This window comes from Candidatus Providencia siddallii (genome assembly GCF_964026685.1).
GTDB lineage: Bacteria > Pseudomonadota > Gammaproteobacteria > Enterobacterales > Enterobacteriaceae > Providencia_A > Providencia_A siddallii_A.
In genome coordinates, this window is sequence record NZ_OZ034688.1 from 489,316 (window position 1) to 502,515 (window position 13,200).

9 protein-coding genes and 1 tRNA gene are annotated in these 13,200 nt (G+C 18.6%); 4 read left to right on the forward strand and 6 right to left on the reverse strand.

Annotation, left to right across the window (positions count from 1 at the left end):
* Position 1: 1 nt before the first annotated feature.
* The 3 genes from ribH to nrdR are packed head-to-tail and all read right to left on the reverse strand — an operon-like array spanning position 2 to position 2,060.
* Complete coding sequence (gene ribH / locus AAGD61_RS02075) at positions 2-475, reverse strand: 6,7-dimethyl-8-ribityllumazine synthase (RefSeq protein WP_341764803.1); 474 nt, start codon at positions 473-475, stop codon at positions 2-4.
* Between the two features lie 17 nt (positions 476-492).
* Complete coding sequence (gene ribD, locus AAGD61_RS02080; protein ID WP_341764804.1) at positions 493-1,605, reverse strand: bifunctional diaminohydroxyphosphoribosylaminopyrimidine deaminase/5-amino-6-(5-phosphoribosylamino)uracil reductase RibD; 1,113 nt, start codon at positions 1,603-1,605, stop codon at positions 493-495.
* Positions 1,605-2,060 (reverse strand): transcriptional regulator NrdR, encoded by a 456-nt coding sequence (gene nrdR / locus AAGD61_RS02085; protein ID WP_341764805.1) that lies wholly within the window; start codon positions 2,058-2,060, stop codon positions 1,605-1,607. The genes ribD and nrdR overlap by 1 nt, the downstream gene beginning before the upstream one ends.
* A 1,003-nt stretch (positions 2,061-3,063) precedes the next feature.
* Here nrdR and AAGD61_RS02090 point away from each other — a divergent pair.
* The 3 genes from AAGD61_RS02090 to ppa all read left to right on the forward strand — a co-directional run bounded on the left by AAGD61_RS02090 (position 3,064) and on the right by ppa (position 5,784).
* Positions 3,064-3,666 carry a peroxiredoxin C gene (locus AAGD61_RS02090; protein ID WP_341764806.1) on the forward strand — a complete coding sequence of 201 codons (603 nt, stop codon included), beginning with the start codon at positions 3,064-3,066 and terminating at the stop codon, positions 3,664-3,666.
* Between the two features lie 482 nt (positions 3,667-4,148).
* Positions 4,149-5,144: a class 1 fructose-bisphosphatase gene (gene fbp / locus AAGD61_RS02095; protein WP_341764807.1), complete on the forward strand. Its 996-nt coding sequence runs from the start codon at positions 4,149-4,151 to the stop codon at positions 5,142-5,144.
* 103 nt (positions 5,145-5,247) lie between these two features.
* Positions 5,248-5,784 carry an inorganic diphosphatase gene (ppa, locus tag AAGD61_RS02100; RefSeq protein WP_341764808.1) on the forward strand — a complete coding sequence of 179 codons (537 nt, stop codon included), beginning with the start codon at positions 5,248-5,250 and terminating at the stop codon, positions 5,782-5,784.
* A gap of 46 nt (positions 5,785-5,830) precedes the next feature.
* Here ppa and AAGD61_RS02105 read toward each other — a convergent pair whose 3' ends face one another.
* The 3 genes from AAGD61_RS02105 to AAGD61_RS02115 form a co-directional block, all read right to left on the reverse strand.
* Complete coding sequence (locus AAGD61_RS02105; RefSeq protein ID WP_341764809.1) at positions 5,831-9,538, reverse strand: translocation/assembly module TamB domain-containing protein; 3,708 nt, start codon at positions 9,536-9,538, stop codon at positions 5,831-5,833.
* Positions 9,508-11,277 (reverse strand): autotransporter assembly complex protein TamA, encoded by a 1,770-nt coding sequence (gene tamA / locus AAGD61_RS02110; RefSeq protein ID WP_341764810.1) that lies wholly within the window; start codon positions 11,275-11,277, stop codon positions 9,508-9,510. Before tamA ends, AAGD61_RS02105 begins: the two co-directional genes overlap by 31 nt.
* 831 nt (positions 11,278-12,108) lie before the next feature.
* Positions 12,109-12,182 (reverse strand) — tRNA-Arg (locus AAGD61_RS02115).
* Between the two features lie 112 nt (positions 12,183-12,294).
* On the opposite strand from AAGD61_RS02115, the gene folD reads away from it, so the two are divergent.
* Complete coding sequence (gene folD / locus AAGD61_RS02120) at positions 12,295-13,152, forward strand: bifunctional methylenetetrahydrofolate dehydrogenase/methenyltetrahydrofolate cyclohydrolase FolD (RefSeq protein ID WP_341764811.1); 858 nt, start codon at positions 12,295-12,297, stop codon at positions 13,150-13,152.
* Positions 13,153-13,200: the final 48 nt, after the last annotated feature.

A 13,200-nucleotide genomic window follows, 5' to 3' on the forward strand; every position in this document is an offset into this window, starting at 1 on the left:
TTTATTTATTTTTAATCTTATTAATTACATTAATCATTTCTAATGCAGTTAACGCTGCTTCAACACCTTTATTACCTAATTTACTACCAGATCGTTCAATAGCTTGTTCAATATTTTCAGTAGTTAAAATACCTAAGGCAATTGGGATTTCATTATTAATTCCAATACTAGAAATAGAAGAAATACAATCATTTGATAAATATTTAAAATGTTTTGTATTACCACGAATAATAGTACCTAATGCAATAATTGCATCATATTTTTTAGATTTTGCTAAAATTTTTATAATTAATGGTAATTCATAAACACCTGGAACCCAAATAACGGTTATATTATTTTTTAATATTTGACCTATTCGTTCTAAAGAATCAATAGCACCCTCCAATAATTTGTCATTAATAAAATGATTAAATCGTGCAACTATCACAGCTATAAATGAATTTGTAGCTGTAAGTGTACCTTTTATAATATTCATATTATTTTCCATAAAAATTATTTTTTATTATAAATTGTAATACGTAAATCATTACCTATTTTTTTTATATTTGAAAATTTAAATTTAGGAGCATCAGATATAATATTAATTCCAGAAAAATCAACTAAATTACAAGCATCTTTACCAAAAAATTTAGGAGCAATATAAATAATTAATTCATCAAATAAATTAAATTTTATTAACGAAGTAGCAAATTTAGAACCAGATTCAACTAAAATAGTATTAATTTTTTTACTACCTAATTTTATCATTAAATTTATTAAATTATTATATTGATATTCAAAATTAAAAAATACTTCTTCTACATCGCCTTTCCATTTAATATCATTATGTAAACATGAGCGAATTAATAAACATTTTCCTTCTAATTGTGTTATTTTATGATTTGGAGTAATTAAATTTTTTTTATCTAAAACTATACGTATAGGTTGCCGTAATTGTTTTTCTTTGTAGTCTTCTTTTATATTCAATGGAAGTTCATGCCAACGTACAGTTAAAGAAGGATTATCAATTATAACAGTTTTACTTGTAGTTAAAATAGCACATGATTCAGAACGTAATTTTTGTACATCTTTTCTAGAATCTATACATGTAATCCATTTACTTTTTCCTGATTTAAGTGCAATTTTACCATCTAAAGAACAAGCAAGTTTTAATCTAATATAAGGTATACCTGTACGCATTCGCTTAATAAAACCACGATTAATAGTTTCAGCTTTTTTTAAAAAAACATTTTTTTTTATTTTTAATCCAGCTTTTAAAAGCATATTTATACCCATACCTGATACTTTTGGGTTTGGATCTTTCATTGCAACTACAACACGACTTACACCTGCTTTAATTAAAGCTTTTGCACATGGAGGGGTATGTCCATAATGACTACAAGGCTCTAATGTAACATATACTGTTGCATTTTTAGCTTTTTCTTTTGCCATTTCTAATGCTAATATTTCCGCATGAGCATTACCTGTTTTTTGATGAAAACCTTCACCAACTATTACATTATTTTTTACAATTACACATCCGACATTAGGATTAGGTGTAACAGTAAATCGACCTTTTTGTGCTATTTCAAGAGCACGATTCATATAAAATTGATCTTTATACATTATTTATTACATTCCAATTTATCAATTTCTTCCCAAAACTCATTAACATCTTTAAAACTACGATAAACAGAAACAAAACGTATATATGCAACTTTATCAATTTTTTTTAATTCATTCATAACTAATTTCCCAATAAATTTAGATTTCACCTCTCGTTCACCTATAGAACGCAACTGATTTTTAATATTACTAATCGCAGATTCAATAGAATATAAATCAATATTTCGTTTTTCTAAAGCTTTTAACATACTTATACTAAGTTTTTTTTCGTCAAAAGGTTCACGTATTTTATCATTTTTAATTATACGTGGCATTATAAGTTCTATTATTTCAAATGTAGTAAAACGTTCATTACAAATTTGACATTTTCGTCTACGACGAACTTTTGTTTCACTACAAAATAAACGAGAATTAATAACTTTTGTATTAATTGCAAAACAAAATGGACAACGCATAATTTTTCCTGATAACATTTATAAATAAATAACATATTTAAAATAATTATTCATTATTAAACATCAGATATTAATATAATGATTATAAATTTAATGTAATATTAATTTTACTTAAAACTTTCTTAGTTTTAAATATTTATATTTTATAATATTTAAAATAATAATTAAAACTTAAATATTTTAAATAAAAAAATATTTTTAATTATTAAATAACGTATATAAGTATGAAAAAAATAAAACAACATTTTTATTTTTTTAATAATTTTAATAAAAATTAAAAAAATAATTAAATATATTAAACTTTATTAAAAAATATTTTATAATAAAACATTAAATAAATAAAAATCAATTTTTATTATAAAATAATATTTAAAATATTATTTATTTTAATAGATATTAAAATTATTTGATTATATATCAATACAATATTATATATTAAATACAATTATTTTAATATTATATATTTTAAAATTAAAATAAAATATTTAATATTATTTAAAATAATTAAAAACATTTTTTTATATTTTAATCTAATATATATTAATATTATATTTACAATGATATTTATATTAAAATTTTATTAAAATTATTTAATAATAATCACTTATTAAAAATAATAAAATATATTAAAACATTAAATTTTATTATTTATATATACTAAAATATTTAAAAAAATTTTATTAACTTAATTAAACATAATCTTAAATTTTTAAAATATATATATTATATATAATTTTTTTAAAAAATAATCTTTTTTAAAATGAAAGAAATTTGTTTTGATTATCCATAATAAGATATCTTTTAAATTAAAATAAATATTTTTATATATTTAATTAATATATTTATTTAAAAAATATATTTTTAAAATAAAAAATTAATATTCATTTAAATATATTTATTTTATGATAAAATATATTTTTTAAAAAAATAAAAAACATTTTATATAAAAATATATAAGCAATAAAATAAATAAAATTTAAAATAATAAATAAGAGAGAAAAATATGACTTTAGTAGCAAGAGAAGCACCGGATTTTATAGCCCCAGCTGTTCTTAGTAATGGTGAAATAATTAAAAATTTTCATTTAAAAAATCATTTAAAAAATCATTTAGCAATAATTTTCTTTTGGCCGATGGATTTTACTTTTGTGTGTCCTTCAGAATTAATTGCATTTAATAATCGTTACGAAAAATTTAAAGAACAAGAAGTAAAAATCATTGGTATTTCTTCTGATTCTGAATTTGTACATAACGCATGGCGTAAAACATCAATAAATAATGGTGGTATTGGAAAAATTAAATTTCCTATGATTGCTGATACTAAACATGAAATTATGAAATCTTATAAAATTGAACATCCAGAAGAAGGAGTTGCTTTACGTGCTTCTTTTCTTATTGATAAAAAAGGAATTGTTCGTCATCAAATAATAAATGATTTAGCATTTGGCCGTAACATTGACGAAATGCTTCGTATGGTTGATGCATTACAATTTCACGAAAAAAATGGAGAAGCTTGTCCTGCTCAATGGGAAAAAGGAAAAGAAGGAATCAATACAACCGAAAGAGGAATAGCAAATTTTTTAATAAAAAATGCAAATAATCTTTAATTTTTTATAGTATTTAATGCGGATTAATTAATTCGCATTAAATATTACATAGTTTTTGCTTTATATATAAAACAATAATTAATTAATTATAGATATAATATATAACTAATAATCTATATTAGATTACAATAAATAAATTTATTTTATAATATTAAATAAAAAATATTTTTAATAATGAATTATTTCAAAAAATAATTATGTAAAAAAAATACAAAATAAAACTTAATATTATCTTATACAAATTTTTATCTAATAGTATTAAAATTAACTATAAATTTAATTTCTAATATTATTTTAAATAACTTAACAATATTTAAAAAATTAAACTCATAAATTAATAGTTTTCTATATCAATTATTATTTATAATTAACATATTTATATAAAATATTATTCTATAAAAATAAATAAAATTTTATATAAATATATAAAAATTAAAAACTAAAAAAATATAAAAAAATAATTTTATCAAGGATATTTAATAATGACAAAATTTGAAAAATTTCTTTTTGAACAAAAATTTCATTCTAAAACAGAATATGAAATAAACGAATTAATATTATCAATAATATTAGCAGCAAAATTTATTCAACACAAAATAAACTCACCTAAATTTAAAAATATATTAAAAAATAATGATAATAATATAAATATTCAAGGTGAAATACAAATGAAATTAGATCAATATGCAAATAATAAATTTAAACATATTTTAAAATTTCAAAAAAATGTTGCAGGGCTCGTATCTGAAGAAGAAGAAAATATCATTATTTTTGATAACGACCGTGCAAAAAAAGCTAAATATATAATTTTAATTGACCCACTTGATGGTTCTTCAAATATAGATGTCAATATTCCAATTGGAACAATTTTTTCTATTTATCAACGCGTCACGCCAATTGGTTTTTTAATAGATAAAAATGATTTTCTTCAACCTGGAAATAAACAAATAGCAGCTGGTTATATACTTTATGGAGCTTCAACTATATTAGTTTTTACAACAGGTTATGGAGTGAACATATATACATATGATTCATCTTTAGGAGTTTTTATTTTATCTCAAAAAAAAATAATATATCCACAAAAAGATTTAATTTATTCTATAAATGAAAGTAACTATTTTAGTTTTTCAAAAGAAATAAAAAAATATATTAAATATTGTCAAAAACAAAATAAAATTATTGAAAATTATTATATTTCACGATATGTTGGGTCTCTTGTTGCGGATTTTCATCGTAATTTAATAAAAGGAGGAATTTATATTTATCCAAATACAATAAAATACCCAACTGGGAAACTTCGTTTATTATATGAATGCAATCCAATCGCATTTTTAGCTGAACAAGCTGAAGGCAAGGCTAGTAATGGTACAAGTCGAATTTTAGATATCATTCCAAATAAATTACATCAACGTTCACAATTAATTGTAGGAACAAAATCAATGGTAAATAAAGTTGAATACTTTATAAATAAACTTTAATAAAATTAAAAATATATTTTGCTAAATTTTACTTTTAAAGTATACAAATTTTAAAAACAATATAAATATAATTTTCAAAATAATTTATTATAAAGGAAATTTTATGAATTTAGATAAAGTTCAAACAGGAAAAAATCCTCCTGAAGATATTTATGTTATTATAGAAATTTCTGCAAATGCAAATCCTATAAAATACGAAGTAGATAAAAAATCTGGAGCATTATTTGTAGATCGTTTTATATTAACCACAATGTTTTATCCATGTAATTATGGATATATTAACAAAACATTATCTTTAGATGGTGATCCACTTGATGCATTAGTTCCTACTCCATATCCTATACAATCAGGTTCAATAATTTATTGCAGACCGATTGGAACATTAGAAATGATAGATGAATCAGGTGAAGATTTAAAAATAATTGCGGTTCCTCATAATAAATTAATAAAAGAATATAATCTCATAAAAGATATAAAAGATTTATCAAAATTACTTAAAAAACAATTAATTCATTTTTTTACACATTATAAAGAACTAGAAGAAAAAAAATGGGTTAAAGTTAAAGGATGGGGTGATAAAAATAAAGCAAAACAAGAAATAATTTCTTCTATAGAAAGATATAAAAATAATCTTTTATAAAATATATTTTATACAATATATATAAAATTATTGTAAATATATATAATTAAAAATCAAATTGATAAATAATATCTAAAGCATGATTTATACCAGAAACCACCTCTAAATAAAGTTTAGGTATCAATTGATAACGTAATGTTAATGTTGCTAAAGAATCAAAAATCCCAACACCATATTTTATTTGTAAATCATTAGTAATTTTACCAGTTACAATAACTTGTGAATCGTTACCTAATCCTTTTAAATCTAATGTTAAATCAGATAAACCTAATATTTTACCTATTTTATCAATTAACACCCCGCTTTTTGCAATACTTAATCCAATTAATATTGATTTCATATAAGAACTTGTTATACTATTTGAATTTATACCTTCTCCTTTTATTAAATAAGAAAAAGCTTCTTGTTGTGTTTTAAACGGTTCAGAAAATACATTAATTTTAATATTATCTGCAAAACCTATAAAATTAACACCAGCAATAACACCATCAGATGTATTATCTGGATTACGAATAGCTTCAAAATTTAAAAATGGTTGATCAATAGAACCAGAAAACAAAATTTGACCTTTTCGAATTAATAAATCTTGACCATACGTAGAAAAATGACCAGATTGAATATCTACTTGTCCATTAACATGTAATCCATATATATTTTGAATAACATTCAATAATCCATTCAAACGAACATCCAATCCAAATGCATTTAATTTAACATCATTACCAATTTTTATTTTTAAATTAGTACAAATAGGTAAAAAAAATAATTTTTTTGTAATTTGTTTATCTTTTTCATCTAACATAATAACATCTGATGATTGATTAATAATAGATATTGGTATTTCATTAACAAAAATTCTTGAGGAAGGAAAATCTATTGTTCCATTTATTGTTAATAATGAAGATGAAAATTTTAAAACAACATCCATTTGAACATCTGTTTGAATTATTGGTAAAAATGTAAAATATAAATTTTTACCTTTTAATACAAGTTTAGCATCTAATAAATTAATATTTTTCCAATTTAATTTACAATGAAAATTTAAAAAACCTTCATATGTATTTAATTCTCCTTTTAATATTGAATCAATACCATTAAATATAATTTTTAAATTTCCATTTCTAATAACAATTGGTATTTCTGAAGATTCTATTTTTATATTAGAAATATATATATTTCCATAAATTAATGGATTAATTATTGTCCCTTTTAAAATTAAATTAGTATTAAATTCACAATTTATAATTTTTTTATTTTTGATAAAATACTTACCAATATTAATTGGAAGATGTTTTATTTCAATCTGACCAAACAATAAATTATTTTTTTTTATATTAGAAATTTGTATTCTACTTTTTAATTTAATTAAATTATTTTTTTTTGATAAAACATCAATATAAATTTTATTTTTTTCTATATACATATTTAAATTTATTGAATTTAATTCAATAGGAATATATATATCTTCAGTAATTTTTGTTATTTTAATTTTTTCTCCTTGTAAATTTATATTTATTTTCGGAAAATTAAATAAATTATCAAAAATTATATTTATTTTACCAAAAAATAAACCATTAATACGAATATTTTTAGATATAAATGATTCAAAAATTTTTGCATCTAAACGATCTAATACAATATTAAAATCAATATATTTTATTATTTCAGATAATTTTAATAAAACACAAATTTTATTAAAATTATCTAATAAAAAATTACTTCCAATGAATTTTCGTGTATGTTTTATATTTTTAAAAAACGTTTTTTCTTCTAATTGATATTTACTAGTAATATTTTTATATATAATATTTATTAAATTTTCATAAATATCTTTAATCGAATAATTATTTTTTTTTGTTAAAATAATACATCCTTTAATTTGATTACTAACTACGTATATTTTAAAATTATTTATTTTTTTATTATTTTTAATATAAAATATTATTTCTTTTAAAATAAAATTAGATCTTTTGAAATCATATAAAAAAATAGAAAATTCATTATTTATTTTTTTATCTGTAGAAAGCATTCCTTTTATTTTAATATTTTTTATATAAATATTATTTTTAAAATTTAAATTATAAATATTAAAATTTATAAAAGTTTTGATAATTCCAAAATTATTAAATAATTTTATGTTGCAATTAATAATACTATTTTTTTTAAAAAATAATTTTTCATTTAAAAATATATTTAATTTAATATTAAAATTATGTTTGTTTATAATAATACCATTTATTTTTAAATGATTTTTACCTAAAAATAAATTAAATTGTTTAATGCTTAATATACTATTAGAATTATATTCTATTTTACTATTAAATTTTAATTTTCTATTTTTAATAATCCCATCTAAAAAAAAATTATAAATATTAAATGTTATTTTTTTTTCATATATTTTTCCATTTATTGCCGCTTTACCTTTAATTTTTAAAGGAAAACCATCATATTTTTCATTTAAATTAATTTTTGAAAAACTTAATATAAAATTCCAATTTATGATTTTATTAAAATTAATAAAACCAGTAATATTACTATTTATTTGTGAAGTAATTAAACGAAATGATTTTATTTTTAATTGTTTTTTATTGAAATCACATTCAATATTTAATTTTGATAGAATTGGTTTTTTTTTAATTATTACTTTATTTAAAATAATATCGTTATAAAAAAAATTACTATTCAAATTTAAATGTATATCATTTAAATTTAAAATAAATGATTTTGTTTTTAACAAATTTGCTTTTATTTCCAAAATAGAATCAATTAATCCATGTATTTTTAATATAAAATATAATTTATCAAATAAATCACATTTAATAGAAAAAATATTTTTTTTATTATTTAAATATTTTAATTTATTAAAATTATAAATACCGTCTAAAGATATTAAAAATTTATTTTTTATTGATAAAATTCCAGACAAAAATATATTTATTTCTGACGTATTTATATTAATTTTTTTTAAAAATATTTTTTTTTCCTTATTAAAAATAATAAAATTAAAATTATTAATTATTAATTTTTTATTTTTTTTAAATATAAAATTTTGATTAAATATTTTATTAATATTTAAATTAATAGGAATTACAATTTTATTTGGCTTTATTAAAAATAACTTACTTAAAATATTTTTAATTTGATTAGAAAAAAAATCATAATTATTAAATGAAGTTTTTAAAATAAAATATTTTTTTGTAAAATTTAATAAATCAATTTTTATATCAACAACATCAGTTTTAATAATATTAATATTTTTTTTTTTCCATAAAAAATGAATAATTGTTTTACCTGAATCAATATTAATATCATTAATATTTAAAACAGAAGAAATTATATATAATTTATTTAAACGTATAGTAAAAAAACGATTTATTTTCTTTAAAAAATCTAAATCTGATATATCATTAAAAAATAAAGAATTTTGTATATTAATATTAATTTTATCAATTTTTAATGTTTCAATATAAAATTCTCTTTTTATTAATCTATTCGGACAAATTTTAACTTTAATTTCATTAGAATTAATATCTATATTATTTGTTTTATATTTTATATTATATAATCTTAAATTTTTTATATTTCCTTTTATAGATTTTATAGTTAATTCAGGTATAAAATATTTTGTTCCTATATTAACAAAAAAATTCAATCCTGATTCTGTATATAATAAAAAACTTAAACTAGCAAAAATAATAATAAAAACCAATATTAGTGAAATAATTAAATATTTCAAAAATTTTGATAAAATCACAATTCAGCTCCTAAACTAACATAGAACTGTATTTTATCATTAATTAAATTATTGATTGATTTTGCGAAATCAAACTTTATTGGACCTACTGGGGATACCAAACGAATACCAATCCCTGTACCTATTTTAAATTTATTTATTTCAATATTATTAACTGCTTCACCTATGTCTATAAAAACTGCACCCCACCAACTATTAATAAAATTATATTGATATTCAGCTGAAACAAATAATAATTTTGATGCACCTGTTAATTTACCATAATTATCTTCAAGAGAATTTTTTTGATAATCATAACCTCTAATTTTTCAATCACCTTCAGCAAAAAAGCGTAAATCAAGTGGTATTTTTTCAAAATTATTAGTTAAAATTAAACCTAAATTACTACATATAACAAATCTATGTCTATATATTGGAGTTCTAATCAAAACATGTTTTGTTTGTAAAACAAAAAAATCAACATCTGATTTCCAAATATTATTAGAATAATCAATTGAATAACTTTGACTATCCCCTCATATTGGCATCACACCACCATGTTGTCTAATACGACTTATATTTGAACCTAAGTAAATCAACATAGTTTTATTACTTATATTTGCTTGAATAAAATTACTTAACATCCAACGAGTATATAAACTATAATGCCAACCATTAGAAAAATTTAAATTACGAGATATATTAAATGTAACTGTATCAGATTGCATATTATTTAAATTTATACGTTTTAATCCAGTTTGAATAATATAAAATTGCTCAAGTGGGTTTACTTTTAATGGAATTTTTAAAAAAGTATCTAATAATTGTTCATGTTTTGCTATACTAATACTTGAAGTTAAATTTTGACCATAAGAATTTATCCAGGGTTTATTTCATGTTACTTTAAAACGAGGACCAACATCAGTTGAATATCCAACACCTAACTCAATAAAATTTTTAGATTTAGGTGTAACTACAACTTCAATAGGTATATCATAAGAATTAAATTTTTTAATATTAGAAATAACTGGTATAACATTAACAAAAGAAAACCAATTTGTTTCAAGTAATCGATTATGAAATTCTGCTATTTTTTCAGATGAATAATAATCTTTATATTTAAATGTAGTTATATTATTTAAATAATCTTTATGAATTTGAGAAGATTTATATGATATTTTACCAAACTTATAACGTTTACCGCTATCAAAATTAAAATTCCAATAAGATGAATGATTATTAAGTGAAATATACAATTGACTTTTTTTCATTACTGCATCAAAATAACCTTTACTTATAGCTAATTTACTAAATTTATTTTTTAAAAAATCATAATCACCATCATTTTGAATTTCTCCAATTTTAGGAACATATTTTGCAATTATTTTTTTAAAATCAAAATCATTTTTAACTTCACCTTCTAATTTTATATTTACTTGTTTTAATAAAATCGGTTTTCCTAAAATAACTTTTATAGTTAAAATAGAAATAACAGGATAATTATTTTTCAAATAATTAAATTTAATCTTAGAATCATAATAACCTAATGGTTTTAAACCGTCTTTAATTATTTTTTCTAAACGAGAATAAAAATAATTATTTATTATAATTTCATCTTTTGTAATAGAATTAAGTTCATCTTTAACATTGTCATAAAGTTTTTTTTCAAGTCCTTCAACATTAATAATAAAATTTTTTGAATATACGGTATAAACACCAATTATAAAATAAAAAATACAAATTAAAAAATATTTCGACACTTATACCCCTATAATAGGTTATTAATTTTATTATAATTTCATATTAATATGACTATATAAATGATATCTACATAAAAATTTTGTATATATTAAATAACATTAAAAATGTTTTATATTAAAAAAATAAAAACTTATAAAATAAATTTAAAAAAAATATAAAAAAAAGAAATCTTATAAAGATAAAATAAAATATAAAATATTACTATTATTTGGTAAAATATTTTTAAATTAAATTTATTATATAAAATATAATATCTTATATAATAAATTTAATTTTTTATAAAAATAAATTAATATAAAATTTTTCAAATAAATTATATCAATATATATATTTTGTAAAACATTAATTGAATTAATTTATTACATATTAAAATATATATAATTAAAATTTTTTTAATTATATATATTTTAATATGTAATAAATTATAAAAAAATATTTAACCAATAGTTTTAATACAAATTTTTATAAAAATTATTAAAATAAATAAATATTATTATTTAAAAATACAAATATTTATTTTATAAAATACAAAATTATAACGTAATTATAATTTTGTATTATTAATATTATTTTTACAAAAAATTATATTTAATATATTAAAATTACTTTTACATAAAAAATATAAAATATATTTATCTTAATAAAATTTTATAAATATAATTATATAAAATATTATCTTATCAAAATCTATTATGATATAACATTAATCAATATTTTATATATTACCAAACAAAACTAAATATATTAAAAAACAATTAATTTTATATAATTAAAATATTAAATAAATTGATTTATATAACAATTTTATATAATATATTTGTAAAATTAATTACGTCCTACAGGATTTGAACCTGTGACCTACGGCTTAGAAGGCCGTTGCTCTATCCAGCTAAGCTAAGGACGCATATATTGTATAAAATAAAAAATGACAGTAATTATATATCTATTTTTTAATAGATTCAATAATTTTTTATAAAATTTTCATATACTTTATACAAATAGGTTTTAAAAAATAAATGATAGCAAAAATTATTAATGGAAAAAAAATTGCTAAAAAAATTAAAAAAGATATCAGCAAAAAAATACAACTATATTTATTATTAGGAAAACGTAATCCAGGATTAGCAGTAATTTTAGTTGGAATAAATGCTATTTCTCAAATTTATATAAATTGTAAACGACGTGCTTGCAAAGAAGTAGGTATATTATCTTTTTTTTATAATTTACCTAATTTTACAACAGAAAACGAATTATTAAATTTAATAGATGTTTTAAATAAAAATAATAAAATTGATGGAATTTTAATTCAACTACCATTACCTAATAATATAAATAATGATAAAATCATAAAACATATTCATCCAAATAAAGATGTTGATGGTTTTCATCCATATAACTTAGGCAGATTATGTCAACGCAATCCTAATTTGCGTCCATGTACACCAAAAGGGATAATAACTTTACTTAAATATTATAATATTAAAACTTATGGACTTAACGCAGTTATTGTTGGTGCATCAAATATTGTTGGTCGTCCTATGTGTCTTGAATTATTATTAGCCGGGTGTACTACAACTATTACTCACCGTTTTACTAAAAATTTAAAAAAACATATTGTTAATGCAGATTTATTAATTGTTGCTGTAGGTAAACCAAATTTCATTCCTGGAAAATGGATAAAAAAAGGCACCATTGTTATTGATGTTGGTATAAATCGTCTAAATAATGGTAAATTAATAGGAGATGTAAATTTTTTTGAAGCTTCAAAACGTGCTTATTTGATAACACCAGTTCCTGGTGGCGTCGGGCCAATGACGGTTGCATCACTTATACAAAATACTTTACAAGCATACAAAATACATAATATTACTTAAATTTAAAACATGTTTAAATATAAAAAACAAAAATAATAAAATCAACTT